General features: G+C 69.7%; 24 protein-coding genes and 1 riboswitch. Of the genes, 12 read left to right on the top strand and 12 right to left on the bottom strand.

What is annotated here, in order from left to right; genetic code table 11:
• The first annotated feature begins 4 nt into the window (after positions 1-4).
• Positions 5-466, top strand: coding sequence for a Cd(II)/Pb(II)-responsive transcriptional regulator (locus ACQ86G_RS07720; RefSeq protein ID WP_431260038.1), 462 nt, complete (start codon positions 5-7; stop codon positions 464-466).
• Between the two features lie 39 nt (positions 467-505).
• Here ACQ86G_RS07720 and ACQ86G_RS07715 read toward each other — a convergent pair whose 3' ends face one another.
• Positions 506-1,417 carry a LysR family transcriptional regulator gene (locus ACQ86G_RS07715; RefSeq protein WP_431260037.1) on the bottom strand — a complete coding sequence of 304 codons (912 nt, stop codon included), beginning with the start codon at positions 1,415-1,417 and terminating at the stop codon, positions 506-508.
• Positions 1,418-1,514: 97 nt separating this feature from the next.
• Here ACQ86G_RS07715 and ACQ86G_RS07710 point away from each other — a divergent pair, with 97 nt between their 5' ends.
• From ACQ86G_RS07710 to ACQ86G_RS07695, 4 genes are all read left to right on the top strand, one after another.
• Entirely contained in the window at positions 1,515-2,252 is a 738-nt protein-coding gene (locus tag ACQ86G_RS07710) for an SDR family oxidoreductase (protein ID WP_431260036.1), read from the top strand.
• Positions 2,253-2,477: 225 nt separating this feature from the next.
• Positions 2,478-3,620, top strand: coding sequence for an HD-GYP domain-containing protein (locus ACQ86G_RS07705; RefSeq protein WP_431260035.1), 1,143 nt, complete (start codon positions 2,478-2,480; stop codon positions 3,618-3,620).
• A 128-nt stretch (positions 3,621-3,748) separates the two neighbouring features.
• Positions 3,749-4,549 (top strand): hypothetical protein, encoded by an 801-nt coding sequence (locus ACQ86G_RS07700; RefSeq protein ID WP_431260034.1) that lies wholly within the window; start codon positions 3,749-3,751, stop codon positions 4,547-4,549.
• Between the two features lie 145 nt (positions 4,550-4,694).
• Complete coding sequence (locus ACQ86G_RS07695; RefSeq protein ID WP_431260033.1) at positions 4,695-6,338, top strand: SulP family inorganic anion transporter; 1,644 nt, start codon at positions 4,695-4,697, stop codon at positions 6,336-6,338.
• A 3-nt stretch (positions 6,339-6,341) separates the two neighbouring features.
• Here ACQ86G_RS07695 and ACQ86G_RS07690 read toward each other — a convergent pair whose 3' ends face one another.
• Positions 6,342-7,685 (bottom strand): MFS family transporter, encoded by a 1,344-nt coding sequence (locus ACQ86G_RS07690; protein ID WP_431260032.1) that lies wholly within the window; start codon positions 7,683-7,685, stop codon positions 6,342-6,344.
• A gap of 79 nt (positions 7,686-7,764) precedes the next feature.
• A complete protein-coding gene (locus ACQ86G_RS07685) occupies positions 7,765-8,442 on the bottom strand; it encodes a LysE family translocator (RefSeq protein WP_431260031.1) in 678 nt (225 codons plus the stop codon).
• A gap of 322 nt (positions 8,443-8,764) precedes the next feature.
• On the opposite strand from ACQ86G_RS07685, the gene ACQ86G_RS07680 reads away from it, so the two are divergent.
• The gene (locus tag ACQ86G_RS07680) at positions 8,765-9,088 is read left to right on the top strand and encodes a DUF4148 domain-containing protein (protein WP_431260030.1); all 324 of its coding nucleotides are present in this window, start codon (positions 8,765-8,767) and stop codon (positions 9,086-9,088) included.
• A 443-nt stretch (positions 9,089-9,531) separates the two neighbouring features.
• Positions 9,532-10,428: a LysR family transcriptional regulator gene (locus ACQ86G_RS07675; RefSeq protein WP_431260029.1), complete on the top strand. Its 897-nt coding sequence runs from the start codon at positions 9,532-9,534 to the stop codon at positions 10,426-10,428.
• A 45-nt stretch (positions 10,429-10,473) separates the two neighbouring features.
• On the opposite strand, the gene ACQ86G_RS07670 is transcribed toward ACQ86G_RS07675, so the two are convergent.
• The 4 genes from ACQ86G_RS07670 to asd all read right to left on the bottom strand — a co-directional run bounded on the left by ACQ86G_RS07670 (position 10,474) and on the right by asd (position 15,138).
• On the bottom strand, positions 10,474-10,875 hold the full coding sequence (locus ACQ86G_RS07670; protein WP_431260028.1) for a YkvA family protein: 402 nt from the start codon (positions 10,873-10,875) through the stop codon (positions 10,474-10,476).
• 34 nt (positions 10,876-10,909) lie between these two features.
• A complete protein-coding gene (locus tag ACQ86G_RS07665) occupies positions 10,910-12,616 on the bottom strand; it encodes an AMP-binding protein (protein ID WP_431260027.1) in 1,707 nt (568 codons plus the stop codon).
• A 268-nt stretch (positions 12,617-12,884) separates the two neighbouring features.
• Entirely contained in the window at positions 12,885-14,198 is a 1,314-nt protein-coding gene (locus ACQ86G_RS07660; RefSeq protein ID WP_431260026.1) for a tryptophan--tRNA ligase, read from the bottom strand.
• 91 nt (positions 14,199-14,289) lie between these two features.
• A complete protein-coding gene (asd, locus tag ACQ86G_RS07655; RefSeq protein ID WP_431260025.1) occupies positions 14,290-15,138 on the bottom strand; it encodes an archaetidylserine decarboxylase in 849 nt (282 codons plus the stop codon).
• Between the two features lie 197 nt (positions 15,139-15,335).
• Here asd and ACQ86G_RS07650 point away from each other — a divergent pair, with 197 nt between their 5' ends.
• On the top strand, positions 15,336-16,211 hold the full coding sequence (locus ACQ86G_RS07650) for a rhodanese-related sulfurtransferase (RefSeq protein ID WP_431260024.1): 876 nt from the start codon (positions 15,336-15,338) through the stop codon (positions 16,209-16,211).
• 23 nt (positions 16,212-16,234) lie between these two features.
• Here ACQ86G_RS07650 and ACQ86G_RS07645 read toward each other — a convergent pair whose 3' ends face one another.
• The gene (locus ACQ86G_RS07645; RefSeq protein ID WP_431260023.1) at positions 16,235-17,323 is read right to left on the bottom strand and encodes an RDD family protein; all 1,089 of its coding nucleotides are present in this window, start codon (positions 17,321-17,323) and stop codon (positions 16,235-16,237) included.
• 252 nt (positions 17,324-17,575) lie between these two features.
• Between ACQ86G_RS07645 and ACQ86G_RS07640 the strand changes: the two genes are divergently transcribed.
• The 3 genes from ACQ86G_RS07640 to ACQ86G_RS07630 are packed head-to-tail and all read left to right on the top strand — an operon-like array spanning position 17,576 to position 20,873.
• Entirely contained in the window at positions 17,576-18,877 is a 1,302-nt protein-coding gene (locus tag ACQ86G_RS07640; RefSeq protein ID WP_431260022.1) for a UDP-N-acetylglucosamine 1-carboxyvinyltransferase, read from the top strand.
• Complete coding sequence (locus tag ACQ86G_RS07635) at positions 18,859-19,899, top strand: TIGR02285 family protein (RefSeq protein ID WP_431260021.1); 1,041 nt, start codon at positions 18,859-18,861, stop codon at positions 19,897-19,899. The genes ACQ86G_RS07640 and ACQ86G_RS07635 overlap by 19 nt, the downstream gene beginning before the upstream one ends.
• Before the next feature lie 32 nt (positions 19,900-19,931).
• Entirely contained in the window at positions 19,932-20,873 is a 942-nt protein-coding gene (locus ACQ86G_RS07630; RefSeq protein WP_431260020.1) for a pseudouridine synthase, read from the top strand.
• A 133-nt stretch (positions 20,874-21,006) separates the two neighbouring features.
• On the opposite strand, the gene ACQ86G_RS07625 is transcribed toward ACQ86G_RS07630, so the two are convergent.
• Both ACQ86G_RS07625 and ACQ86G_RS07620 read right to left on the bottom strand, forming a co-directional pair.
• Positions 21,007-21,489, bottom strand: coding sequence for a 6,7-dimethyl-8-ribityllumazine synthase (locus tag ACQ86G_RS07625; RefSeq protein ID WP_431260019.1), 483 nt, complete (start codon positions 21,487-21,489; stop codon positions 21,007-21,009).
• Between the two features lie 104 nt (positions 21,490-21,593).
• Positions 21,594-21,766: riboswitch (FMN riboswitch) on the bottom strand.
• A 50-nt stretch (positions 21,767-21,816) separates the two neighbouring features.
• Entirely contained in the window at positions 21,817-22,485 is a 669-nt protein-coding gene (locus tag ACQ86G_RS07620) for a hypothetical protein (protein ID WP_431260018.1), read from the bottom strand.
• 149 nt (positions 22,486-22,634) lie between these two features.
• On the opposite strand from ACQ86G_RS07620, the gene ACQ86G_RS07615 reads away from it, so the two are divergent.
• A complete protein-coding gene (locus tag ACQ86G_RS07615; RefSeq protein WP_431260017.1) occupies positions 22,635-23,933 on the top strand; it encodes a diguanylate cyclase domain-containing protein in 1,299 nt (432 codons plus the stop codon).
• Between the two features lie 51 nt (positions 23,934-23,984).
• On the opposite strand, the gene ACQ86G_RS07610 is transcribed toward ACQ86G_RS07615, so the two are convergent.
• Both ACQ86G_RS07610 and ACQ86G_RS07605 read right to left on the bottom strand, forming a co-directional pair.
• Positions 23,985-24,803: an HDOD domain-containing protein gene (locus ACQ86G_RS07610; RefSeq protein WP_431260016.1), complete on the bottom strand. Its 819-nt coding sequence runs from the start codon at positions 24,801-24,803 to the stop codon at positions 23,985-23,987.
• Between the two features lie 135 nt (positions 24,804-24,938).
• The gene (locus ACQ86G_RS07605; RefSeq protein ID WP_431260015.1) at positions 24,939-25,700 is read right to left on the bottom strand and encodes a TSUP family transporter; all 762 of its coding nucleotides are present in this window, start codon (positions 25,698-25,700) and stop codon (positions 24,939-24,941) included.
• Positions 25,701-26,019 lie beyond the last annotated feature (319 nt).

Genomic DNA, 26,019 nt, shown 5'->3' with positions numbered 1-26,019 from the left:
CGGCATGCGAATCGGCGAACTGAGCAAGTCCACCGGCGTGGACATCGAGACCATCCGCTTCTACGAGAAGAGCGGCCTGCTGCCTCCGCCGGCGCGGAGCGACAACGGCTACCGCGACTACGCCCACGCGCACCTGGAGCGGCTCGCCTTCATCCGGCACTGCCGGGCGCTGGACATGTCGCTGGCGGACGTCACGCTGCTGCTGGACAGCCTGGAAACGCAAGACCCCGAGGAACTGGTCAAGGTCGATGTCCTGGTGGCATCCCAGCTCGGCAAGGTGCGCGCCCGGCTGCAGAGCATGAAGGCGCTGGAGGCACAGCTGGTGGCGCTGCAGAAGCGCTGCGACGCGGACCACGACCACCACGCCTGCGGCATCCTGGAAGAGCTCGTGTCCGCGGCGCACGGCGAGGCCTGCGCCTGCCATCCGACCGAGGCCACGCCCGCTGCGCGCGGCAGCGCCGCCTGACATTGCCTGAAGCGGCCTGACACGGCCTGACACGGCGTTTCAGCGCGGCATCGACCGGGCGAATTCCTCCAGGCGCCGGCGGAGTTCATCCCGCACCTGGCGCATCGCGGGTGACAGCTGCGCGCGGCCCGGCACGATCAGGTGCAATGGTGCCGGGTCGCCGCGCCAGTGCGGGTTGACGTGGACCAATTGGCCGCTGGCCAACTCCTGGGCCACATCCGGCCACGACTTGTAGGCCAGCCCCAGGCCTGCCAGCGCCCAGCGCTTGACGACCTCGCCGTCGTCCGCGACACGGCGCCCGGACAGGGGCAACGCCGCCGGTCGGCCGGCGATCTCGACCGGCCAGTGGGTGGGCACCTCTCCGGCGACGAGGTAGCGCAACGCCTCATGCCGCGCCATGTCCTCCGGCGACGCCGGCATCCCGTGCAGTGCCAGGTAATGCGGCGCGGCGACCAGCACCCGGCGGCAGTCCGGCAGCAGCGGCAGCGCGACCTGGGTGCCGCTCGCCGGCTGGCCGTAGCGGACGGCCGCATCGACCGGGCGCCGCAGCAGGTCCGTCAGCGGGTCACCGATCTGCAGCCGCAGCATCAGCGCCGGGTGACGTTCCTGGAACTGCTCCAGCCACGGCAGCAGCACATGGCGTCCCAGGTCCGACGGCACCGTCAGATGCAGTTCGCCGCTGAGCGCCTCCCGGCCGGCGAGCGCCTCGTCCCGGCCATCGGTCAGCGCGCGCAACGCGGCACGCGCATGCGGCAGGTAGCGCTGACCCTCGCCCGACAGGCGCAGGCTGCGGGTGCTTCGCACGAAAAGCGGGAAGCCCAACTGTTCCTCCATCCGCTTGAGCGCCGCGCTGGCCGCGGCGGGCGACCAGTCCAGGGCCTTCGCGGCCGCGGTGAGGTTGCCGAGGTCGGCGATGCGCACCAGCAGTTCAAGGTCGGCGATCCGGGTCATTGTTCGATTTTCTTTGAAAAAGCTTAGCTCTTCAGCCGATTCAACGGCGCCATGCTTGATTCCAGACTGGAGACCATCAAACAACCTGGAACACACCATGGCACCCCTCATCACCACGCCCTCAAGCGCAAACTCGACTGCGACCCCCGGCTCCCGGACGGGCCACACCTTCACGGCGGACACCGTCAGCGTCGTCATCGGCGGGACCTCGGGCATCGGCCGCGCGGTGGCCGACACCCTGGCCGCGCGCCCCGGTCGGGTCATCGCCGCGGGTTTGACGACGGGCCTCGACGTCTCGGATCCGGCCGCCGTCGCCGCCTTCTTCGAATCGATCGGGCCGGTGGACCACGTCGTCTTCACCGCAGGCTCCCAGGCGCCGGGCGGACCGTTGGCGTCGCTGGACCTGGACGCGGCCAAAGCAGCGTTCGACATCAAGTTCTGGGGCGCGATCGCCGTGGCGCGCGCGGCCGCGGGCCGACTCCGTCCGGGCGGCACCTTGACCTTGACGTCCGGCTTCCTGGCACGCCGCACCGTTCCCAGCGCCTTCGTCAAGACAGCGATGAACGCCGCGCTCGAGGCCTCCGCGAAGCTGCTGGCGCGGGAATTCGCCCCGCTGCGCGTGAACGTCGTCAGCCCGGGCCTGACGGACACCGAGGCCTATGCCGGCATGGCGCCCGAGGCGCGCGAGGCGATGCTCGCCAGGGCCGCCTCGACCTTGCCGGCCGGTCGCGCGGGACGGGTCCAGGACCTGGCGGCGGGGTATCTCTTCGTCATCGACAACCCCTTCGTCACCGGCAGCGTCATCGACATCGACGGCGGCGCGCTGATCCAGTAACCGCCCCCGCCCGTCCCTGGAAGGGACCGCCGATCGCTCCGGCCACCCCTGGGGCGGCCGGCATTTCGTGACGAAGTGGGCGTGGGCTCTCTCCAGGAGGGCCCAGGGACGCCCGGACCGCTCAGTCCGAGGCCCGAACGGACGATGTAGAGTGCGAGCCGCCCGCGTTACAACTTGACGACAAGTTGATCGTGGCCGGCCTCCCTTCCGCTCCCCACGTCTTTCATGCGTGTCTGTTCACTGTCATCGGTCAAGAACCGGATCGTCCTCGGTCAACCGCTCGCGTTCAGCGTCCGGGACACCGACCGGACGCTGCTGCTCGCGCGCGGACAGGTGATCGCCGACGCGGCGCAGCTCGAGGCGCTGATGCGCCGCGGCGCACTGGTGGACGCGAGCGAACTCGCCGAATCGGCGCGGCAGGCGACGCCGGCCCCGACGCGCTCCGCCGCCTATCTGCGCGACCGGCTCCCCGAGGAGTGGGACCGCGGCATGCAGGACGTGCGCAACGCGCTGTCGGCGTCGCCCGACCGCATGGCCGGCGCGCTCGACGGCGCGACGGCGCTGATGCTGACCCTGATCGACAGCTCGCCCGAGGTCGCACTCTCCCAGGTGGTGCGCCAGCCTGAATCCACCAGCGGACACTACGGCGTTACCCATTCCTTGCATGCGGCCACCGCGTGCCACGCAGCGGCCCGCTACCTGGGCTGGGGTCCGGACGATCAGCGGCGCGCCTTCCAGGCCGCGCTGACGATGAACCTGGGCATGCTGGACCTGCAGGCGCGCCTGTCCAGCCAGGTCTCGCCCCTGACGGCGATGCAGCGCGAGGCGATCCACGAGCACCCGATCCGCAGCGTCGAGATGCTGAGCGCCGCCGGCATCGACGACCCGGACTGGCTGGAGGCCGTGCTGCAGCACCACGAGACCCCGGACGGGCGCGGCTACCCGCATGGGATCGGCGACGTCGGGGAACTGGCCGAGATGCTGCGTTATGCCGACATCTACACCGCGCGCCTGAGCAGCCGGGCCAACCGGCCGGCGATGAGCGCGGCGCAGGCAGGGCGGGAGCTCCACCAGATGGCGGCGCAGAGCCCGCTGGCGGCGGCGCTGATCAAGTCCTTCGGCATCTTCCCGCCGGGCAGCCTGGTCCGGCTGGCCAGCGGCGAGGTCGGACTGGTCGTGCGCAACGGCGACAAGGCGCACCGTCCGATGGTGTCCGCCTTGACCAATGCCAACGGCGAGCCCCGCCACACGCCGGTGCTGCGCGACAGCAGCCGCGAGGACCACGCCGTGGTCGCCCTGCTGCCGGCGCACGCCTCGCCGATCCGCCTGTCCGACGAGCGCATCGCGGCCCTGATCGCCAGCGCCTAGGCGGCCCCGAGGCCTTCCCCCAACGCATTGCGGTCGTCCCACCTCGATGCATCAGGTTGGCGGGGATCTACCCCTCTTCAGTAGACCCGACCCCGGCCCCCGGCGCGCAGACTGCGCCGCTTTCGGACATGGGGACGCGTGTGGGTCAAGTGATCGAACTGAAATCGGGGCGCTGGCGCGCGGCGGTCGCGCCGGATCGAGGCGGACGGCTGCGCTGGCTGGGGGCGAACGGAAGCGGCGGTCAGGAATCCTGGCTGCGCCCGCTGCTGATCGAGCGGGGCACGCTGGTCGGCGGTGGCGCCGTGAGACTGGTGCCGCCTTCCGAGGTGGCCGAGGACATGGCACATCTGGTGCCGGATCCCGGCGCCTTCGAGGAACCCTGGCGCGTCATCCACCAGGCGTCCGATGCGATCACGCTGATGCTGAATCCGTGCAGTCCCGCGCCAGGGACCTGGGGGCTCCAGGCGAGCCAGACGCTGCGGCTGGACGAGTGCCGGCTGGACTGGACGCTGTCGGTGCGCAACCTGAGCCGCATGCCGATGCCGGCGCGGCTGGGCTGGTTGCTGAACTTCCCGGACGACTTCGCCGACGCGGCATGGCTGGACGACACCCTGGACGTCGTGAAGCTGGCCGGCCGCGGCCAGGTGGCGCGGCGCGATCCGTGGTGCGGCATCGCCTCGCTGAGCGGTGCCGGCGGACGCCTCGTGCTGCTGCGCGGCGAGCCGCCCATGGACACGCTGAGCTTCGAGCGCCATCCGACGCGGACGTCGGTCCAGCTCCGGCTGATGACACCGGACACGCCGCGGCTCACGCCGCTGCCGCGCGGCGAGGAACTGACGCTGCGCCTGTCGATCGAGCTGTTGGAGTCGCGGACGCCGCCGCTGCCGCGCGTCCCGCCGCACAACCCCTCCGGATCGCTGATCCTCTGAGCGCCGGGGGAAGCCGATGGGCACGCCGACGAACGCGCCGACGAACGCGCCGATGGGCGAGGGGAACCCGCCGCGCGCGCCGGAGGCCGCCTCCGCGGGAGGGGCGGCACCTATACTGCCGCGCGCTGCTCCTGCGGCCTCCCCCATGCCGACGCTGCCTCCTCCTGCCGCCTTCCGGCCCTATCTGCGCGACGCCTTGCGCGACGATCTCGTCGCCGCCGTGGTGGTCAGCGTCCTCCTGATTCCGCAGAGCCTGGCCTACGCGATGCTCGCGGGCCTGCCCCCGCAGGTGGGTCTCTATGCGAGCCTGCTGCCGCCGCTGTTCTATGCGGCGCTCGGGTCCAGCCCCTTCCTCAACATCGGCCCGGTCGCGGTGCTGGCGCTGATGATCATGCAGACGCTGCAGCTCGCGCCCGCCGGCGTCAGCCCGAGCGAGGCCGCGCTGGTGCTGTCGGCCGAGGTCGGCCTGTTCCTCGGCGCGGCGGCGCTGCTGCGCCTGCACGCGCTGGCCGCGCTGCTCTCGGTGCCGGTGCTGCACGGGTTCGAATCGGGCGCAACGATCGCCATCGCCGCGAGCCAGTTGCCGGTGCTGATCGGCTCGACGGCGACCGGCGGCACGCTGCCGGACCTGTGGCGTTCGATGGCGGCGCACGGCTTCGACTGGCGCGGCGTCGCGACGCTGTTCGGCGTGGTGTCGCTGCTCGCGCTCGTCGTGGTGCGACGGCTGCCCAAGGGCTTCGTCTCGCGCATCGCGCCGCTGGCGGTGCTGCTCATCGGCATCGGCGTCGCCTGGGGCTGGGATCCGCAGGGCCTGCCGCGCGTCGGCGAGCTGCCGCCCCTGGCGCTGGTCTTCACGCTGCCGCGACTCGACCCCGACCTCTGGACCGCCATGCTCCCGGGCGCCGCGCTGATCGGACTGCTCGGCTACGTGTCCAGCCTGGCCGTGGCCGAATCGCTCGCGCGCCGCGTCGGGCAGCGCGTGGACGCACGGCGTGAACTGATGGGCCTGTCCGTGGCCAATCTCGCCGCGGCGATCTCGGGCGGCATGCCCGCCGCCGCCAGCTTCTCGCGCAGCGTGCTGATGAGCGACGCGGGCAGCCGCACGCGCATGACCGGCGTCTTCGTCGCCGCGATGATGGGCCTCGTGCTGCTGACGATGTCGCCGCTGCTGGCCTGGGTGCCCAAGCCGGTGCTGGCGGCCAGCATCATGGTCGCGGTGCTGTCGGGACTGAAGTTCGGCCCCTATGCCGATGCCTGGCGCTACGACCGCGCCGAGGCCCTGCTCATGACGGCGGTGACGCTGCTGGTGATCTTCGTCGGCATCACCGCGGCACTGGGCCTGGGCGTGGCGAGCGCGATCGCGCTGCTGCTGCAGCGCAGCGCCCGGCCGCACGTCGCGCTGATCGGCCGCATCCCGGGCACCGAGCACTACCGCAACGTCGAGCGCCACCACGTCGAGCTCGATCCCCATGTCCTCGGCCTGCGCATCGACGAGAGCCTGCTGTTCCTCAACGGTCGCAGCCTGGCCGACGTCGTCCAGGCCCACCTCGACACGCACCCGACCACGCGGCGCGTGCTGCTGCAGATGTCGCCGGTCAACAGCATCGACTTCAGCGGCCTGAGCGCATTGAAGGAACTGCACGAGACGCTCGAGCGCCAGGGCCGGCGCCTGGACCTCAGCGAGGTCAAGGGACCGGTGCTCGACCGGCTCAAGGCCGGCAGGTGGGAATCGTGGTTCCGCGGGAGGATGTACCTGTCCCACCACCTGGGGATGCGGGACGCGGACTGACGCTCAATGCACCTCGTTCAGATGCCCATGCTTGCGCAGGTCGGGCATCAGGAAGCAGACGAGGAACGCGAACAGGCACATCACCGAGACATAGACGTAGAACGCGCTCTCGACGTCCGCGGACTTGAGGCTCAGCGCCACGAACTCCGCCGAGCCGCCGAAGATCGCGTTGCCGATCGCATAGGACAGACCCACGCCCAGCGCGCGGATCTCGGGCGGAAACATCTCCGCCTTGATCAGCCCGCCGATCGAGGTGTACAGCGACACGATCGCCATCGCCAGGATGATCAGGCCGAAGGCCGCGTAGGGGCTCTGCACGCCCTTGAGCGCCGACAGGATCGGCCAAGTGCACACCGCTCCCAGGATGCCGAACCACAGCATCGAGGTGCGCCGCCCGATGCGGTCCGACAGCGCGCCGAACAGCGGCTGCATGCACATGTAGACGAACAGCGCCGCCGTCATCACCGTGCTCGCCACCTTCTTGTCCATGCCCACGCTCAGCACCAGGTACTTCTGCATGTAGGTCGTGTACGTGTAGAACGCCAGCGATCCGCCCGCGGTGAAACCCAGCACGATCAGGAACGACCGCATGTGCTTGCTGAACAGCTCGCGCATCGAGCCCGATTCCTTGCGGTCCAGCTGTTCCGCCTTGGCGGTCTCCGCCAGCGAGCGGCGCAGGTAGAACGCGATCACCGCCGTCGCCGCGCCCGCCGCGAACGGGAGGCGCCAGCCCCAGTCACGCATCTGCGTTTCGGACAGGGTCTGCTCCAGGATCGCCACGACCAGCACCGCCAGCAACTGGCCGCCGATCAGGGTGACGTACTGGAACGAGGCGTAGAACCCGCGCTGGCCGCGCAGCGCGACCTCGCTCATGTAGGTGGCGCTGGTGCCGTACTCGCCGCCGACCGACAGTCCCTGGAACAGCCGCGCCGCCAGCAGCAGCGCCGGCGCCAGGACGCCGATGGTCTCGTAGGTGGGCATGCAGGCGATGGCCAGCGAGCCGCCGCACATCATCAGCACCGAGATCATCATGGCCGTCTTGCGGCCCTGGCGATCAGCGATCCGGCCGAACAGCCAGCCGCCGATCGGCCGCATCAGGAAGCCCGCGGCGAACACGCCCGCCGTGTTCAGCAGCTGGACCGTCGGATCGCCCTTCGGGAAGAACGCGTGCGCGAAGTAGATCGAGGTGAACGCGTAGACGTAGAAGTCGAACCACTCGACCAGGTTGCCGGAGGACGCGCCGACGATGGCCAGGATGCGGTCGCGCTTCTCGTGCGCGGTGTAGTGCCCGGGGACACCGGACGCCAGCGTCGAGCCGCCGGCAAGGGGAGGGGTCTTGGCAGTCATGGCGGGAGCCTACTCCCGCGATGGAAAACCCGCAGGCGCGGTTCGGACAAACCGAACGCCACGCGCACGGCATGAGCGCTCAGGTCATCTCCGCCATCGCCAGCCGCACGCCGAACGCGAGGAACAGCGCGCCGATGCCGCGGTTGAGCCATCGCCCGAGCGTGCGCGCCCACCCCTGCCCACGCGCTCGGGCACCCGCCACCGCGCTCGACCAGGCGAGCAGGTGGCACCACAGCATCCCGTTCACGTTGAACACGGCGCCGAGGAACAGGAACGCCGCCGCCTTGCTCGGCGCGTCGGCCGAGATGAACTGCGGGACGAAGGCCAGGAAGAACAGCCCGACCTTGGGGTTCAGCACGTTGGTCAGGAAGCCCTGCGCGAAGATCTTCCGCAGCGGGGCCGCGGGAGGCGCGGGCGGGACGGCCTCCGTCGTCCTGTCGACCCCGTCACCGGCCCGGTCCTCGGCGACGCGGCGCTTGAACAGCATGCCGGCGCCCAGGTAGACCAGGTAGGCGGCACCGAGCAGCTTCACCACGGTGAACGCCGCCGTGGAGGCGGACAGCAGCGCCGACAGCCCCAGCGCCGCCGCCAGGATGTGGACGCAGGTGCCGGCGCCGATGCCCAGCGCCGCGGCCGACCCGGCGCGGAAGCCCTGCGTGGCGCTGCGCGCCATGATCAGCAGCGAGTCCGGTCCCGGCGTCATGTTGAGCAGCAGGCCGGAGGCGATGAAGAGGCCGAGATCGTGGGTGCCAAGCATCGAAGTCATCTCCCGAAAGGCCGCCATCATGCCCGCCCGCGGCGCGCGCCGCGCGATATTCGCGCAGTGATTGTTCCGATCTTTTCAACGGACTGTTGCGAAGGAATGGATTTAAGGGTCAACCCTTATCGTTCATAGTTCATCCCATCGACACATCGACACCGCTCCCGGGAATCTCCACCAGGCGACGGGTTGAAACCTCCGGGCAACCGACGGATTTCAAAACGACACCGGAATGAAAACCTGGCGCCATCGACGGGCCGAATCATCCAACCCGTGCCCCTTCGCTGTTGCCCTGGGACCGACTCTGAAAGGAAAGATCATGACCTCCAAGAACATCCTGGCTTCCGTCCTGTTCGCTTCCGCCGCCCTGGTGGCCGGCAGCGCGATGGCCAACGACAACCCGCACGCCCAGCCCGTCAACACCGCCAGCGCCGTGAGCCGCGCCGAAGTGCTGGCCGACCTGGAGATCTATCGCGAGTCCGGTCTGGCCGCGGTCGAGCAATCGGAAACCTACGGCTACGACAACGCCCGCCGCGACGCCGCCAAGGCCAAGTACGCCGAACTGCGCAGCTCGCCGTACTACGCGACCCTGGTGAAGAAGTTCGGCGGCAGTGCCCCGTCGACCGCCGTCGCCGGCCGCTGAGCCCCGTGCCCGTTTCCTGATACCCGCCTGCAAGCAACCCCCTGAGAGAGAACTCGAACAATAGATCGGTAGAGCACTTTTTGAGGTCAAGGGCTTCGGCCCTGGTCGGTGGCGGTTCTCCGCACTCCTCCCTCCTGTCCGTCATCGACCGCCTATACCCCCTCGGATGAGCCACTACTCGCCGAGGGGGTTTTCTTTGCCTAAGCCGGGATTAAGGATCCATACCGCCGTATCGTCGCTGGATATCCATCGGATATTCACCAGGCGCAAGCGACATATTCATTCGACATTCGCCCGAAACGGGGTGACACGGCTCGTGACCCGGGAAATGGGCGCGCAACGCGCACGACCGTGCGGAATCCCGGAGAATCGCGCCGCGGCCCTCCAGCAGTCCCCCTCCCGGGCCGTCAGATCAAGGGCATCGGATGGACCGGATCGTGCAAATGCGGGCGTTCGCCCGGGTGGTGGAAACCGGCAGCTTCACCAAGGCCGCCGACTCGATGGATCTTCCCAAGGCCAGCCTGACGCGGCTGGTGCAGGCGCTCGAAGCGCGATTGCGGGTGCAGTTGCTGACGCGCACCACCCGCAAGGTGACGGTCACGCAGGACGGGGCCGCGTACTACGAGCGGACCATGGCCCTCCTGAGCGAGCTCGAGGCCATCGACCAGGGGATGCTCCACGACCAGAGCAAGCCGCGCGGCCGGCTTCGGGTCGACGTGACGACGCTGACCGGGTCGCGGGTGCTGATTCCCGCGCTGGGGGACTTCCACGAACGCTACCCCGACATCCAGATCGCGCTGGGCGTCAGCGACCGCGCGATCGATCTGCTGGTGGACAACGTCGACTTCGTGCTGCGCGTCGGCGCGGTGCAGGACGCCGGCCTCGTGGCGCGCCGCGTCGGACAGATCCAGTTCTGCACCTGCGCGTCGCCGGCCTACCTGGAGCAACACGGCACGCCGGCCACGCCGCAGGAACTCGACCTCGAGCCGCACCAGGCCGTGGGCTACTTCTCGTCGCGGACCGGACGCGTGTTCCCGTTCGTGTTCCACCGCGGCGACGAGCGCATCGAGGTCGAAGGCCGCCGCCGGCTCGACGTCAACGACAGCAACGCCTATGTGGCCGCCGGGCTCGCGGGCCTGGGCATCGTGCAGCTGGCGAAGTACGCGGTCCAGGAGCAGCTCGACAGCGGCGAGCTGGTACCGCTGTTCCCCGAGTGGCACCACAACGCGGTGCCGGTCTACCTGGTCTATTCGCCCAACCGCTACGTGTCCGCGCGCATGCGCGTGTTCATCGAATGGGTGGCCGAGACGCTGGCGAAGAAGGGGCTCGGCCCGGATTGAGGCAGGATGTCAGCGTGGATGGAAGCGGCGGACCGAGGCGCCCGCTCAGACGGCGCCGGCGGGCGCACCGCCGCGGCCCACCAGCCACACGACCAGCAGCACCATCAGCAGCACCCACAGCACGACGATGGCCGCGCCGACCTTGAGGCTGCGCGGCAGCCGGCCGCGCTGCTCGGCGGCGCGCAGGCGCGCCCGCGCGATCACCTGCGGCGGCATCAGCCGGAGCACGAGCCAGAAGCCCAGCGGCACCAGGATGAGATCGTCGAGCAGCCCCAGCACCGGGATGAAGTCGGGGATCAGGTCGATCGGGCTGAGCGCGTAGGCGGCGACCGCGATCGCCACGAAGCGCGCCAGCCAGGGCGCCTCCGGATCGCGTGCCGCGTAGAAGACGGTGAGCAGTTCGCCCTTGAGCAGGGCGGCCCAGCGCTTGAGGGATCCGCGTTTCATCCGCCCATCATGCGTCAGCCGCCGGGCCGGCGTGTCAGTCCGCCCAGATGACTTTCCGGCGCTGGGCGATCCAGTTTTCCAGACGCGGCCCGTAGACCTCGTCCACGCGGTTGCGGCGCACCTTGAAGGTCGGCGTGATCAGGCCGTTGTCGACGGTCCAGGGCGTCGTCGTGACGATCAGGCACTCGAGCTGCTCGTGCGGGTCGAGCCGCGCATTGACCTTCTCCAGATGCTCGGCGAGTTCCTTCTCCAGCCCGGCGCGATCGCGCGCGGCGGCCTCCGGCGACAGCATCGCGATGCCCACCGGCTGCGCGAAGTTCGCGCCGGTCACCGCGCAGGCCTCGATGGCGGCGTTCGTCGCCAGGCGGTCCTCGATCGGCGCCGGCGACACGTACTTGCCCTTGCTCGTCTTGAACAGGTCCTTCACCCGGCCGGTGATGCGCACGCAGCCGGCCAGCGCGCCCTTGTCGGAGATCTCCGCCTTGTCGCCGGTCTTCAGCCAGCCGTCGGCGGTCAGCGTCTCGGCGGTCAGGTCGGGCTGCTTGTAGTAGCCCAGCATCAGCGCCTGGCTCTTCATCTGCAGCTCGCCGGTGATCGGATCCAGGCGCGTCTGCACGCCGTCATAAGCCGGGCCGACGCTGCCGATCTGATCCCGTCCCGGCACGGTGATGTGCGACAGCGCGAGGTTCTCGGTCATGCCGTAGCCCTCGTTGATCGGCAGGCCCAGCGCGCGGTACCACTTCAGCAGCGCGACCGGCATCGGCGCGGCGCCGCCGGCGGCGAAGGTGCATTCGTTCAGTCCCAGCGCCTTGAGGATCTTCTTGCGGATCAGGTTGCCGATGACGGGCAGCTTGAGCAGCAGGTCCAGCTTGGGCTGCGGCAGCTTGGCCTGCACGCCCTGCTGGAACTTGGTCCACAGCCGGGGCACCGAGAAGAACACCGTCGGCCGCGCGCGCTGCAGGTCGGCGGCGAAGGTGTCCAGGCTCTCGGCGAAGTAGACCGTCATGCCGGTGTGCAGCCAGCCGTGCTCGACCAGCGCGCGCTCGACCACGTGCGCCAGCGGCAGGTAGGACAGCATGCGGTCGCGCTCGGTCAGCGGGATGCGCTTGAGCCCGGTCGCGATGGCCCAGGCGAAGTTGCCGAACGAGTGCATCACGCCCTTGGGCGTGCCCGTCGTGCCCGACGTGTAGATGATGGTGGCCAGGTCGTCGGCGGCGCGGATCGGCTTGCCCTTGAGCGGCGGGGTCTCGGCGCAGATCGCGTCCCAGTGGTCGTAGGTGTCCTGGACGTCTTCGGGGGAGACCGGATAGGAGATGCAGGGCAGGCCGAGCGGCACGCCGGGGCGCATGCCTTCCCAGCCGTCGAGCTTGCCGACGAACAGCAGCTTGGCCTCGCTGTGGCTGAGGATCTGATGGACGGTGTCGGAGGCGAGCGTCGGGTACAGCGGCACGCTGACATAACCGGCCATCCAGATCGCGAGGTCGCTCATCAGCCACCATGCGCAGTTCTTGGACAGGATGGCGACGCGGGCGCCGGGTTCCCAGCCCTGTTCGAGGCCCAGCGTCTTCAGGTGCGCGGCCATGCGGCGCGCCTGATCGGCGACCTCTTTCCAGGTGAAGTCCTTGACCACGCCGCCGCCCATCGGCTGGCGCAGCGTGACCCGGTCCGGCGTGTCGAGCTCCCAGGCATAGAGGCGTTGCAGCGCCAGGGAATCGGCAGGCAGGCGGGTCGTCGTGGACATCGGTGGTCTCCTTTTTGTGGTGTTGAATCGTGACGGAATCAACACCGGAGACTACGACGCCTGATGCCGGCGAACGAGCGGGTTTCTTCGATGAACGTGATCGACTTGGCACCCTAAACCAGGGTTTCCTTTCGACACGGCCCGATCTCCCGGTCTCCCGGTCTCCCGGTCGGCGGGAGCCGGGGTGCCCCCGGGCGATTCAGCGGAGCCTGCCGAGCGTATGAGCCCGGGGGCACCCCGGCTTCCGCCGACGCGCTCGGTGCTTCGTTCAGCCCTTTGCCGCCGCCGCTTCCAGCTCGGCGGCGACAAGCGCGTCGAGGGCCGGCAGCAGCACGTCGTCGCCGGTCTCCCTGGACACGGGGGCATCGCCCAAGGCCGCCGCGCCTTCGCGCTTGAGCTTCGCGACCCATTGGCCGGCTTCCTTGCCCTGCGACAGGCCGGTGCTCTGCAGCAGCAGCGTGCCGTCGGCCGCCAGCAGCTTGAAGTAGAAGAGTCCGTCGGTCTCGCGGTACTGCTTGAATGCCGGAACCGTCGACTTCGCCTTCGCGGCCTGCGCGACCGGTGCGGCCAGCGCCTTGAAGCGACGCAGACCGACCGCCTCGCGCGCCTGCGCCAGCAGCGGGCCCGCGATCGCGCGCGCCTTGGCGGCGCCTTCCATCAGGATCTCCTCGATCTTCTCGGGATTGGCCATCAGCGCCTCGTACTTCGCGCGCATCGGGCCGATCTCCGCGTTGATCAGGGCGAACAGCTGGTCCTTGGCCTCGCCCCAGGCCAGGCCGGCCTGCAGCGCCGCGCGGAACGCCTTGCGCTGCTCCGGCGTCGCGAACGCGTCGTAGATCTGGACCAGGTGCGAGCCCTCGGTCTCCTTGGGTTCGCCGGGCAGACGCGAATCGGTGACGATCTTCGAGATCGCCTCGCGCAACGCCTTCTCGCCGCCTTCGAACAGCGGGATCGAGTTGTCGTAGCTCTTGGACATCTTGCGGCCGTCCAGGCCGGGCAGCAGCTCCATCTCCTCGTCCACGCTGGCGTCGGGCAGCGTGAAGAGCTCCGTCTTGAAGGTGTGGTTGAAGCGCTGCGCGACGTCGCGCGCCATCTCGATGTGCTGGACCTGGTCCTTGCCGACCGGCACGCGATGCGCGTTGAACATCAGGATGTCCGCGGCCATCAGGATGGGATAGCTGTACAGGCCCATCGTGATGCCGGCGTCCGGGTCCTCGCCCGCGGCGACGTTCGCGTCGACGGACGCCTTGTAGGCATGCGCGCGGTTCATCTGGCCCTTGGAGGTGACGCAGGTCAGCAGCCAGGTCAGCTCGGGGATCTCGGGGATGTCGCTCTGGCGGTAGAAGACGACCCGGCTCGTGTCCAGGCCGGCGGCCAGCCAGGTCGCGGCGATCTGCAGGCGCGAGGCCTCGATCCGGGCCGGCTCGTCGCACTTGATCAGCGCGTGGTAGTCGGCCATGAAGAAGAAGCTCTCGGCGCCCGGCTCGCGGCTGGCCGCGATGGCGCGGCGCACCGCGCCGACATAGTTGCCGAGGTGCAGGGTGCCGGTGGTCGTGATGCCGGTCAGGACACGCAGGGTCATGGGAACTCGTCGCCGTCGTTTCGCAAAACGGCGATTGTCCCGCAAAGGCGGGCCCACGTCGGAGGGACAGGGGCCGCCGGGGGCCGGACGGTCAGCCCAGCGTGGCCATCGGCTGGCCGAGGCGCACCGCACCGCCGGGCTGCCACTGCGCGTTGAACTGCATCGGCAGGTCCTTCGGGAACAGCAGCACGACGGTGGAACCGAGCAGGAAGCGGCCCATCTCCTCGCCCTGCTTGTAGGCGAAGTGCTCGTTCTCGTAATGCCAGGTGCGCAGCCGGCCCGGCCTCGGCGGATTGACGACGCCATGCCACACCGTGGCCATGGAGCCGACGATCGTCGCCCCCACCAGCACCAGCACCCACGGACCGTGTTCGCCCTCGAACAGGCAGACCACGCGCTCGTTGCGGGCGAACAGGCCCGGCACGCCGCGCGCGGTCGTCGGGTTCACCGAGAACAGGTCGCCCGGCACATGCACCATGCGGACGAGACGTCCGGCGCAGGGCATGTGGATGCGGTGGTAGTCGCGCGGGCTCAGGTAGATCGTCGCGAAGTGGCCGTCGCGGAACTGCGCGCCGAGCTGCTGGTCGCCGCCGAGCAGCGCGGTGGTCGAGTACTGGTGCCCCTTCGCCTGGAAGATCTGGTCCGAGCGGATCGGCCCGAACTGGCTGATCGCGCCGTCGACCGGGCAGATCAGCGGCGCGTCGGCCAGCGGTCGCGCGCCGGGCTTCAGCGCCCGCGTGAAGAAGTCGTTGAAGGTCGAGTAGGCGGTCGGATCGGATTCGGCCGCCTCCGCCATGTTCACGCCGTACTTGGCGATGAAGCGCTTGATCGTCCAGGTCGTGAAGCCGCCCAGTTCCGCGCCCGCCAGGCGACCGGCCAACCGCGTCATGGCCCCCTTGGGCATCAGGTATTGGGGCAGGACGGCAAGGCGATCGGACACGGCGGTGGGCCCCCGGAAGGGAGAAAAAGAGTGGCGGATTCTAGGCGGGCAAGTACGGGTCCCGCACCCGGGTTGCTCCCGGGCATCGCGTGGGCACTCAGCCAGCGCCGCAGCAGCGCCGGATCGGACCTCGGTACCATCCGCTCTGCTTCCCGTTCCTCATTGCCTTACGGCGTCCGTCCTCCGTGGTCCCTCCGATGTCCTCCGCCGCGTCCCCGCAAACGCAATCGCACGAGCAATCGCACGAGCAATCGCAAGAGCAGTCGCACGAGCACAGCTCGTTCTACAAGTTCGTCCGGCTGGACGAGACTTCGGCGCTCGCGCAGCGGCTGCGCGACCTCAACGGATCGCTGGGTCGGGCCATCGGCGGCAACCTGCTCCTGGCCCCGGAGGGCATCACCGGCGCGATCGGCGGATTGCCCGACGCCCTCGATGCCTACGAAGCCGCGCTGCGCGCCGAGCCGCCGTTCGCCGATCTGCACTTCAAGCGCAGCTTCTGCGCGACGCGCCCGTTCACGCTGCTGAAGGTGCATGAGAAGCCGGAGCTCGTCGCCTTCGGTCTGGACGGCGTCACGGGGCTGGCCGACACGCGCGGCACGCATGTCTCGCCGCGTGAGTGGCGCGAGCTGATCCGGCGCGACGACGTCGTCGTGCTCGACAACCGCAACCACTTCGAATTCGAGCTCGGCCATTTCGATGGGGCCATCGATCCGGGCGTGCGGCACTTCCGCGACTTCCCGGCCTACATCGACGCCCACGCCGAGGCCTGGCAGCGCGAAGGCAAGACCGTCGCGATGTACTGCACCGGCGGCATCCGCTGCGAGAAGCTCTCCGGCTGGATGACCGACCGCGGGCTGACGGTCCGGCAGCTCGACGGCGGCATCCTCAACTACTTCGAGCAGATGCCCGATGCCGACGCGGACTGGCGCGGCGAGTGCTTCGTCTTCGACAAGCGGATCGCGATCGACACGCATCGCCGCGAGACGGCGACGACTGCGGAAGAGGTCTACGGCGACGATCCGGCCGAGGCCTGGCGCCTCGCGCGGGCGAAGCGGCTCGATCCCAAGGGCTGAACCCGGCCGGTCCGCTCAGCGGCTCAGCCGGTCAGGTCTTCGCTCAGGCGCAGGCGGCGCGGATTGCGCGTGTCGATGACGGCGGTGTGCGCGGCCTTGTCGTGCAGGCCCTGGCGGTTGGCGTCCCACAGGATCTGCAGGAAGCCCATGCCGCCGGTCGTCGCGCCGGCCGCGTAGCCGCCGTAGCGGCGCACGCAGAGCATCGGCTTGAGCGGCTTGCCGGTCAGCTCCACGATGCGCAGGCCCATCAGCTTCTTGCCCGGCGTCTGGCCCGGCCAGATCAGCGGGAAGGCCACGAAGTAGACGAAGGCCCAGACCAGGTTCAGGCCCACGACCTCCCACCAATGGCGGAGCTTTTCGAGCGGCGAGCGCCTGGCCTCGTCCTTGAGTGTGCGGACCTCTTCCTGCAGCGCCTTGATGCGCACGTGATCCGCCTTGCGCTGGAGCTCGCCGTCCTGCTCGACCCGCCGGATCACTTCCTGCTCCAGCCCGCCGGACGTCGGTCCGGACGCGGCCGAGGCCGCCGCCGTGGCGGTCGCGACCGCGTGCTTCACGAGGTCCTTGACGTCCTCGTGGACATCGGTGGTGCCGGTGTCGTCGTCGTGGCGGTCGGCCTTGTCCACGGCCGCCGCGGCGACGGCCTCGCGCCGGGCCTGCTTCGTCGGCTCGTCGATGTGTTCCATCGTGCTCGTGTAGAGCCCGAACGCGACCAGGCACAGCGCCGGCGCCCAGCCGAGCCAGCCGGCGTCCTGGTGGACCTCCCCGCGGGAGGCGCGCTGCTGCTTGTACCAGCGATACGCCACCCAGCAGCAACCGCCCAGCAGCGGCGTGTTGCCGAAGTTCGAGAGCGCCGTCACCAGCGCCACGTCGACGGCCATCGCCTTCGCGCGTTGCCAGGGCGAGGCGAGCGGCAGGCCGAGCAGCGCCGGGGCGACATTGAGATCCTCGGGCGTGATCCAGTCGCGCGGGTCTTCGGCGGCCTCCGGCGCGGCGCGGCGCTTCGCGAGCAACCGACGGACCGGCGAGGACGCAGGGGATGCGGCGGCCACCGGGGACACCTCCGGCACCGAGGGCACGGCCGCGGAGGGGGACGGATCGACGGGCGGGATCATGGGGCGGGATTGTGGCGAGGGCGTTCCTCGTCCGACGCCCATGACTTCCCTACATCCGTCGCCTCGGGGCGACGACCTGGGGCGGCTCGTCCGGAGGATTTCCTCCGTCGCCGGAGCACACCTTCGCTGGCGTCCCCCCGGGGTGAGGTTGCAAGATGCAATCCCGTGTCCCGTTCGAGCGCCGGGGCATTCCGCGACCCCCGATAATTCGCGCTCGTCCACCGAATTCCACCCGCGCGCCCGCGCCAGGCCATGTCCAACCTCATCGTCCACGGCGGCTCGCCCCTGAAGGGCCGCATCGTTCCCTCGGCCAACAAGAACGCCGTCCTGCCCATCCTCTGCGCCACCCTGCTGACGCGCGAGCCGGTGCGGCTGCACGGCGTGCCGGAGATCACCGACGTCAAGAAGATCCTCGAGGTCTTCCGCAAGCTCGGCAGCAGCGTGTCCGTGGACTTCAAGAGCGGCGTGCTGGACCTGCACCACCTGGACACCCACTTCGACCCCGCCAAGGACCATCTGCCCGAGGAGATGCGCTCCTCGATCATGCTGGTGCCCGGCCTGATGGCGCGCTTCGGCGCCGCCCGCATCGAGGACGACGTCAAGGGCTGCACGCTGGGCGCCCGCGAGATCGATCCGCACGTCGAGGTCTTCCAGCGCTTCGGCGCCAACGTCGACCGCGCCGCCGACGGCCTGGTCGTCAAGGTCGAGGGCCAGCTGCGCGCCAACGACCACTGGACCGACTACGCCTCCGTCACCACGACCGAGAACTTCGTCCTCTGCGCGGCGCTGGCCCACGGCACGTCGACGCTGATGAACGCCGCCAGCGAGCCGCACGTGCAGGAGTTCTGCCAGTTCATGCAGATGCTCGGCGCGAAGCTCGAAGGCCTGGGCACCTCGCGGCTGACGATCCACGGCGTCGCGTCCCTGGGCGGCGGCGAATTCACCTTCGCCGAGGACTTCCACGAGATCGTCACCTTCCTGGCGCTGGGCGCGATCACCGGCGGCGACGTCCGGGTCAAGAATTCCCAGCCCGAGCAGTTCCCGCTGATCGACCGCACCTTCGCCAAATTCGGCGTGCAGATCCTCCATGAGGACGGCTGGTCCCGCTCCGTCGTCGACGGCAAGCTCAAGGTCAAGGAGCCCTTCACCCGCAACATCCTGCAGAAGGTCGAGGCGGCGCCGTGGCCTTACCTGCCCGTCGACCTGCTGCCGATCTTCGTCGCGCTCGGCGTCAAGGCCGAGGGCAGCGTGATGTTCTGGAACAAGGTCTACGACGGTGCGATGGGCTGGACCACCGAGCTGTCCAAGTTCGGCGCCCATGCCTTCCTGTCCGATCCGCACCGCATGGTGACCTTCGGCGGCAAGACGCTGAGCCCCGCCGAGGTCGAGAGCCCCTACATCATCCGCGTCGCCATCGCGCTGCTGATGGTCGCGGCCAGCATCCCCGGCAAGTCCGTGATCCGCAACGCGACGCCGGTCCGCCGCGCCCATCCGCAATTCGCCGAGAACATCACCCGCCTCGGCGCCAAGGTGGAATGGGTCGAGGGCGACTGACCCCCGACCGTCATCCGACGCCCGCCCGCCGCCGCGTCCGCGCCGCCGCGGGCTGCCAGGCGTCGGCGATCCCGGCCGTCATGGGCGGGATCGCCGTCGCACGCGTCGCGTTCCTCGCGTGCCTCGGACTTGGCGCCCTCGGGGCCGTCGCGCCCGCCGCAGCGCAGCCATCGCCGCCACCGGCCCCGCCGCTCCTGCGCTGGATGGTGCAGGACATGCCGCCGCATTTCGTCTATCGCGACGGCAAGCCGCCGCAGCGCGTCGACGAGCTCGGCCAGGGCGAGGTCGACGGTTTCCTCAAGCTGCTCATCGAGCGCATGCCGCAGTTCCGGCACGAGTTCGTCGAACTCAGCCTGCCGCGCTTCGAAGCGCAGGTGCGGCAGGGCGAGACGCTGTGCTCGGTGCTGCATGTGCGCACGCCCGAACGGCTGCAATGGCTGTACTTCACGACGCTGCATCCGGCCATGATGTCGCGCCAGATCCATGTGGTCGTGCGTCGCGACGATCTGCCGCGCTTCGAAGCCAACGGCCAGCCGCTGCAACTCGCCGAACTGCTGCGCCGCACGGATCTCACCGGCCTGCTGCCGCGTGACCGCAGCTACGGACCGCGCATCGACAGGCTGCTCGCCGCGAACCCGGAACGCGCGCCGCGTTCGATCGTCGCCGGCCGCGGCGCCCAGCTGCTGCCGATGCTGCGGGCCAAGCGGATGGACTACACGCTCGAGTACCCGATCACCGTCGACGAATACAACGCCGCGCATCCCGGCGCTCCCGAACTCGCGAAACTGCCGCTGGCCGAGGGCCGCAGCACATCGATCGCCACCGCCGGCTGCAGCCGCACGCCGGAGGGCCGCCGCGCCATCGAGGCGATGGACCAGGCGGTGCGGCAGCTCGCCGCCGATCCGCAGCGCGACGCGTGGATCAAGTCCTGGCGCAACAGCGTGCCGATCGACGCCGACGACCTGCAACGCCTGAACCGGTTCCTCGACGAGCGCGCACGGGGTCCGGCGCAGATCGAGTGAATGCCGCCAGCGGCTGACCCCTTCCTGTCGACATGGCCCGCCCACTGAAGCTCGCCCTGCCGCTGCGCGACGGTGTTGCCGCCAGCGCATTGGCCTGCCCGCCGGGACCCTGGACGAGGGTGCTGGACTTCCTGGCCGAACGCCTGCCGCTGGTCGCCCGCGACGACTGGGCCGAAAGGATGGCGCGCGGCGACGTGCTCGACGACGCCGGCGCGACGCTCGCGCCCGATGCGCCGTATCGCGCGCAACGCCGTGTCTACTACTGGCGCTGGCTCGAGGACGAACCCCAGGTGCCCTTCGAGGCGCGCATCCTGCACCTCGACGGGCACCTGCTCGTGGCCGACAAGCCGCACTTCCTCCCGGTGACGCCCAAGGGCCGCTACGTGCAGCAGACGCTGCTGACGCGCCTGCGTCGCGAAACCGGTCTGGCGGACCTGAGTCCCGTGCACCGGCTCGATCGCGAAACCGCGGGACTGACCCTGTTCTCCGTGCAGCCGGCCACACGCGATGCGTACCAGCGCCTGTTCCGCGAGCGTGATGTCGAGAAGGTGTACGAGGCCATCGCGCCGTGGCGCGACGACATCGGCGCGCGCTTGCCCTTCGACTACGAAAGTCGACTCGAGGAACACCCCGTCGATTTCATGCAGATGCGTACGATCGACGAGGCGGGTGCGGTGCCGAATGCGCGCACGCGCATCGCGCTGATCGGGCGCCTCGACATCGATCGCGCCCGCTACGAACTGCGGCCGCACAGCGGCGTGAAGCATCAGCTGCGTGCACAGCTGTGCGCGTTGGGTCTGCCCATCGAGGGCGACCGCATCTACCCGGTGCTGCACCCGGTCGAGGACACGGTGGACTTCACGCGACCGCTGCAATTGCTTGCGCGAGAGATCGCCTTCACCGATCCGGTGACCGGCCAGCCGCGCAGGTTCGTGACCTCACGCCAACTGACCGTCGCAGCGCCGCGCTCATAGCGCGCACCACGATTGTCACCGGGCCCGGAACAGGGTGGGAGGTTCGCGGACGCGAGGCCTCCCATCCTGTGCAGGGTCGCGCCTGGCGACGGCACGCAAGCACCGCCGGCAACACGCTCGCGCACTCAGGCGCTCAGGCGCTCAAGGCATCCAACCTGCGCAACGCCTCGAGCGTCGCCCGGCAGGCGCCGGCGAGCTCGGTGCCCTTGATCATGAGGTGCTCATGGAAGAACCCGTGATGCGTCGCGTGCTCGTGGAAAGCCAGCGGCGTGAGCACGGCGGAGAACACCGGCACGCCGGTATCGAGCTGCACCCGCATCAGTCCGTCGATGACGGCCTGCGCGACGAAGTCGTGGCGGTAGATGCCGCCGTCGACGACGAGCGCGCACGCGAGCACCGCATCGAACTGCCCGCTGCGGGCGAGCTTCATCGCATGGAGCGGGATCTCGAACGCGCCGGGCACGTCGAAGGTCTCGACGCGGACGGGCCCGCCGGCCTCGAGCCCGCGGATGGCGGCCTCGCGACATCGACCGACCAGGTCGGCATGCCAGCTCGCGGACACGATGGCCACGCGGGGAACGGCGGAGGAGGGAGAGTGGAGCTTGGTCTGATTCATGTGAACCCTTCGGTTGGAACGATGAATCAGGGCGCGCACGCACACCGCGGCCGCCCGGCGGCGCAGGCGCGAACGCTTGCGCCGGCCCGCGAGGCCGACGATGGACGCGATCTCTTTCATCCGGACTGTGACCGTCGGCCCTGGCCTCTCACCAGGTCTGCTGACCCCGGCGCCGCAAGGGCGGTGCCGGGCGCTCGCGGGCTCCCGGGGTCGTCGGTCTGTCGACCGCGCCCCGGATACCGCCGGTGGGGACTTCCACCCCGCCCTGAGAACGCTGCTCCGCACACCTTCGGAAGGAAGGTGAGCGGCGCGGGCGGATTCTAGGTTTCAGAAACCGACCTGGAGCGAGGCGCTCAGCATGTCCCCACGGCTGCGGTAGGTGTTCCCCCAGAGGTAGGCCGCCGTCAACTCGGCCCGTCCGCCGAGGTCGAACTTCGCGACCGGTCCCGCGCGCCACGAGCGCGGCTCGGCGAAGCCCTGGACGCCGAGGCGCCAGCCCGGCTGCCAGCGGTGCAGCGCCTGCCATTGGAGCTTCGTCAGGTTCTGGCGGCGCGCCCCCGCGTCATGGCTGAAGAAGACGTTGAGGTTGAACTGCGTCATCCCCCATTCCGTCTGGAAGAGGGGGCCCACTTCCACGGCATTGCCCTGTCCGCGATTGCGGATGACCTGCAGGTGCAGACCCAGGTCGTAGGGCGTGTCGCCCTGCGTGAGCAGGATCTGGTTGACCCAGTTGATCGAGCTCAAGGTCTGCTCATGCAGCGTCGGCCCGATCCAGCTCAGCAGCAGTTCGGTGCTCCACCGCGAGTTCACGCCGTAGCGCAGGCCGATCTCAGGCCACAGTGTCGGCGCCTCGTCCGGCGGATCCACATGCCAGTAGCGCAGGTCGAGCGTGGCCTGGCCAGCCTCGCTGTATGGACGCACGAGGTAGTAACCCGGATCAGCGCACACCACGCCGGCCACGGACAGGAGCCACGCGGCCACCGCAGTTCGTTTCATCGTCGCCCCTTGATTGGTGGGGGCCCTGCTGAGACCCGTCCCTCCCTGGAGTTTCCCCGGGGAAACCGATGAGCGCGGCTCGGCACAATGCGCCGACGAGGACTTGACGGTGTATAGCGCGACTTCCGTCGCAGGCTTGGCATCCACGCATGACCCACAAGGCCATCCGCATCTCGCTCGGCGCCCGCCCGCTGCTGGCGCTGTTCGTGCTCGGGCTGCTGCTCGTCGCGCTGTCCAGCGGCTGGCAGTTGCGCGAGACCACGCAACGCCGCGCCGCGGAGGCCGACGCGGACCTCAGCGCCATTCCGCTGCTCTATGCCGGACCGTTGGCCTACAGCCTCCAGCAGCGGCTGGAACGGCCCGAAGCGCTGCATGGGCTGCTGCATCACATCCTGACCCGCCACAACCTCCGCCGTGTCGAGCTGCGCACGCGCGATGGCGAACAGTTCCGCGCCCTCTCCGATGACGACGGCGAACCGGGCCAGAGCGCCGAGTTCTCGTTGGCCGGCAGCGGCGAACTGCGCCTGCAGGCGTCGGCCTCGACGATCGGTGACACGCTGCGCCGCGATCCGCTGCTGAGATCCGCGCTGATCCACCTGACCCTCGCCACGGCGCTGGGCCTGCTGGCCGCGCTCATGCTGGACCGCTGGCTGCTGCGGCAGCTGAGCCATCTGTCGGCCCAGGCCAGCCGCTTCGATCCCACGCTGCCCCCGCAGAGCCTGACCTGGCTCGAGCCTGGTGAACCGCGGCCTCGCGAACTGCTGCAGCTGGAGCAGGCGCTGGACCATGTGCGGACCTCGCTGGGCGACGAGCTGCATCGCGAGCAGTCGCGCGGACGCGAACTGCGTGAAGAGATCGCCCGCCAGCACCGCGCGCTGCAGCAGGCAGAGCGTTCCCTGGAAGTGAAGCGGCGCGAGCTGGCCTCGATGGAACGTCACGACGCGCTGACGGGCATCGCCAATCGGCGGGAGTTCGACGCCGCTTTGCGGCGCGAGTTCAAGCGGGCCCAACGCGACCAGGGTCGGCTGGCGCTGGCCATCCTCGACGTCGATCACCTCAAGCCGTTCAACGAGCACCACGGACGCGGCGCGGGGGATGAGGTGCTGCGACGGCTGGCGCGGCTGCTCGCCGAGCACTTCCAGCGCGACACCGACCTGGTCGCCCGCCTCGGCGGCGAGGAGTTCGCGGTGCTGCTGCCCGGCTTCGACATCGACTCCGCACAGGGCCTGCTGGACACCTTGCGCGAAGGCTGGCGTGCGCTGGCGGTGCCGCACGGCGCATTGCCGGACGGCATGCCGGACGACGGGATCGTGACGATCAGCGCCGGCCTCGCCGCCTCACAGCCGGGCCATCCCTATCTGAGCCCGCAGGCGCTGCTGCAGGCGGCGGACGAAGCGCTCTACCTGGCCAAGCACATGGGGCGTGACCGGATCTGCCTCGCGTCGTGACGCAGGGGCGGGGCCGGGAACGCACCCGACCCGAGCGCCTGGCATCAGGCGTCAGCGGCCGCGGGTCTCGGCCTGCTGCAGCTGCTCCTCGACACGGCGCGCGGCGCGCAGCATCAACGTTTCGTCGAGCTGCGCCTGGGGAGCGATCTCCATCACCGTCTCGTCCAGCGTTTCCGGCTTGTTCATCAGCGTCCAGGCGACCAGCGAGATCGCGCCGACGCCGCGCCGCTGCATCGCCTCGGGCATCACCAGCTCGTGCTGCAACTGCACGTGGTACCGCACGCTGGCGACGGCGGCGGGCGCCAGGCCCCAGCTCTCGCACAGCGCCGCGCCCAGCGCGTCGTGGCTGACGCCGAACGCGGTGTGCTCCAGCTGGACCAGTTCCTTGTCGCTCGCGGTGGCGCGCAGCATCGCGGGATAGTGCCCCGGCGCATGGCGGTAGAGCACCGCCTTGCCGCATTCCTCGAACAGGCCCGCCGAATGCGCCGCCCAGGGATCGACGCCGAGCATCTGGCCCATCCGTCCCATCAGCAGGCCGCGCTTGGCCGCGCGGGTCCAGACCGGTTCGAGCTCGACGGCCGGCGGGAAGGCCGCGCGCAGGCCCATCTCGAAGGTGATCGCGGCGACCTCGCGCATGCCCAGGTAGGTCAGCGCCTGGTGCACCGTCTGCACCCGGCCGCGCAGGCCGTACAGCGACGAATTCACCGCCTTCAGCACGGCGGCGGCCAGGGCCATGTCCGTTTCCACCAGACCCGAGACGGCCTGGAGGTCGATGTCCTCGTCCGCCATCAGCAGGGACAGCTTGACCAGCACGTCCGGCTGGGTGGGGATCTCGATATCCAGCGCACGGAGTTGAGGATCGACAGGCATGGTGGTCAGCGGTTGTTTGGACGGATGGTAGCCCGGGCAATGGGCCACCGGCATCCCGCCTTTGGCGGAAAGCGATGGAGGTGTTGTTCGGAGGGCGTCTGGCGTGCCCGCGGGGCGGCACGCGGCGCCCGGAAGTCAGCGCAGGAAGGCGTCGTAGCCGGTCTTGAGGATGAGCAGCGAGACGACGACGACGAACATGCCGCGCACGAAGCCCGCGCCCTTGGCCAGCGCCATGCGCGTGCCGACCAGGCTGCCGACGACGTTGGCCACGGCCATCACCGCCGCGACGTGCCACCAGACGTGGCCCTTGCAGGCGAACAGCACCAGCGCCGCGAAGTTGGTCGCGGTGTTCATCAGCTTGGCGGTCGCGGACGCATGCAGGAAGTCGAAACCCAGCAGGCGCACGAACAGGAACACGAAGAAGCTGCCCGTGCCCGGCCCGAAGAAGCCGTCGTAGAAACCGATCGTCAGGCCGATGACGCTGGCGATCAGCGTCTGCGTCGCGGCCTCGTGGCGCGGGGCATGGTGGCGGCCGAGATCCTTCTTCGCCAGCGTGTACAGCAGCACGCCCAGCAGGATCGCCGGCAGGGCCTTGCGCAGGCCGCTCGGGTCCACCTGCGTGACGGCCCAGGCACCCGCGAAGCTGCCGACCAGCGCGGCGGCGGCCGCCGGCATCAGCGCCAGCCACGGCAGCGTCACACGCTTGGCATATTGGTGGGTGGCCCAGGCCGTCCCCCAGATGGCGGCACCCTTGTTGGTGCCGAAGAGGGTGGCCGGCGCGGCGTTCGGATACACGCTGAACAGTGCGGGCACCAGGATCAGCCCGCCGCCGCCCACGACGGCATCGACAAATCCGGCCAGCAGCGACGCCACGGCCGCGGTCAACAACTCGATCATCAGCAACGACTCGCAAAGGCGGCCCCGGGGCCGCGGACACGGGCCGAGAACGATCGCGGGATGCGCGCAAAACCAGGCCACGAAAACAAAACGGGCACCTGATTCAGGTGCCCGCGAATTGTGACAGTGTCACTGTTATTCGTTGGTGTTGGTTTGATCTGTTTGTCTCCTCAGCCCCCGTAGGCAACCCCCATTTGTGCCGGCTTGTCGCCGGCCTGGGACGGGTGTCGCGTCGAGTGGGGTGGATGCTAGGACTCGTCCCCCATGCACGCACTTGGGGTTTTCACTTGGCGGATGCACCAAGATGGAACGGTTGGCC

It is taken from the genome of Roseateles chitinivorans (genome assembly GCF_050632145.1).
Lineage (GTDB): Bacteria > Pseudomonadota > Gammaproteobacteria > Burkholderiales > Burkholderiaceae_C > Roseateles > Roseateles chitinivorans_B.
This window is presented reverse-complemented; position numbering and strand designations above follow the sequence as displayed.

Coding starts and splice junctions, on each gene's coding strand:
- ACQ86G_RS07690 (WP_431260032.1), bottom strand. CDS start 7,685: ATGACTGCCAAGACCCCTCCCCTTGCCGGCGGCTCGACGCTGGCGTCC.
- ACQ86G_RS07605 (WP_431260015.1), bottom strand. CDS start 25,700: ATGATCGAGTTGTTGACCGCGGCCGTGGCGTCGCTGCTGGCCGGATTT.
- ACQ86G_RS07635 (WP_431260021.1), top strand. CDS start 18,859: ATGGGTCGAGGGCGACTGACCCCCGACCGTCATCCGACGCCCGCCCGC.
- ACQ86G_RS07670 (WP_431260028.1), bottom strand. CDS start 10,875: ATGAAACGCGGATCCCTCAAGCGCTGGGCCGCCCTGCTCAAGGGCGAA.
- ACQ86G_RS07680 (WP_431260030.1), top strand. CDS start 8,765: ATGACCTCCAAGAACATCCTGGCTTCCGTCCTGTTCGCTTCCGCCGCC.
- ACQ86G_RS07695 (WP_431260033.1), top strand. CDS start 4,695: ATGCCGACGCTGCCTCCTCCTGCCGCCTTCCGGCCCTATCTGCGCGAC.
- ACQ86G_RS07615 (WP_431260017.1), top strand. CDS start 22,635: ATGACCCACAAGGCCATCCGCATCTCGCTCGGCGCCCGCCCGCTGCTG.
- ACQ86G_RS07650 (WP_431260024.1), top strand. CDS start 15,336: ATGTCCTCCGCCGCGTCCCCGCAAACGCAATCGCACGAGCAATCGCAC.
- ACQ86G_RS07705 (WP_431260035.1), top strand. CDS start 2,478: ATGCGTGTCTGTTCACTGTCATCGGTCAAGAACCGGATCGTCCTCGGT.
- ACQ86G_RS07720 (WP_431260038.1), top strand. CDS start 5: ATGCGAATCGGCGAACTGAGCAAGTCCACCGGCGTGGACATCGAGACC.
- ACQ86G_RS07715 (WP_431260037.1), bottom strand. CDS start 1,417: ATGACCCGGATCGCCGACCTTGAACTGCTGGTGCGCATCGCCGACCTC.
- ACQ86G_RS07685 (WP_431260031.1), bottom strand. CDS start 8,442: ATGCTTGGCACCCACGATCTCGGCCTCTTCATCGCCTCCGGCCTGCTG.
- ACQ86G_RS07640 (WP_431260022.1), top strand. CDS start 17,576: ATGTCCAACCTCATCGTCCACGGCGGCTCGCCCCTGAAGGGCCGCATC.
- ACQ86G_RS07665 (WP_431260027.1), bottom strand. CDS start 12,616: ATGTCCACGACGACCCGCCTGCCTGCCGATTCCCTGGCGCTGCAACGC.
- ACQ86G_RS07700 (WP_431260034.1), top strand. CDS start 3,749: ATGGGGACGCGTGTGGGTCAAGTGATCGAACTGAAATCGGGGCGCTGG.
- ACQ86G_RS07675 (WP_431260029.1), top strand. CDS start 9,532: ATGCGGGCGTTCGCCCGGGTGGTGGAAACCGGCAGCTTCACCAAGGCC.
- ACQ86G_RS07610 (WP_431260016.1), bottom strand. CDS start 24,803: ATGCCTGTCGATCCTCAACTCCGTGCGCTGGATATCGAGATCCCCACC.
- ACQ86G_RS07625 (WP_431260019.1), bottom strand. CDS start 21,489: ATGAATCAGACCAAGCTCCACTCTCCCTCCTCCGCCGTTCCCCGCGTG.
- ACQ86G_RS07645 (WP_431260023.1), bottom strand. CDS start 17,323: ATGATCCCGCCCGTCGATCCGTCCCCCTCCGCGGCCGTGCCCTCGGTG.
- ACQ86G_RS07630 (WP_431260020.1), top strand. CDS start 19,932: ATGGCCCGCCCACTGAAGCTCGCCCTGCCGCTGCGCGACGGTGTTGCC.
- ACQ86G_RS07620 (WP_431260018.1), bottom strand. CDS start 22,485: ATGAAACGAACTGCGGTGGCCGCGTGGCTCCTGTCCGTGGCCGGCGTG.
- ACQ86G_RS07710 (WP_431260036.1), top strand. CDS start 1,515: ATGGCACCCCTCATCACCACGCCCTCAAGCGCAAACTCGACTGCGACC.
- ACQ86G_RS07660 (WP_431260026.1), bottom strand. CDS start 14,198: ATGACCCTGCGTGTCCTGACCGGCATCACGACCACCGGCACCCTGCAC.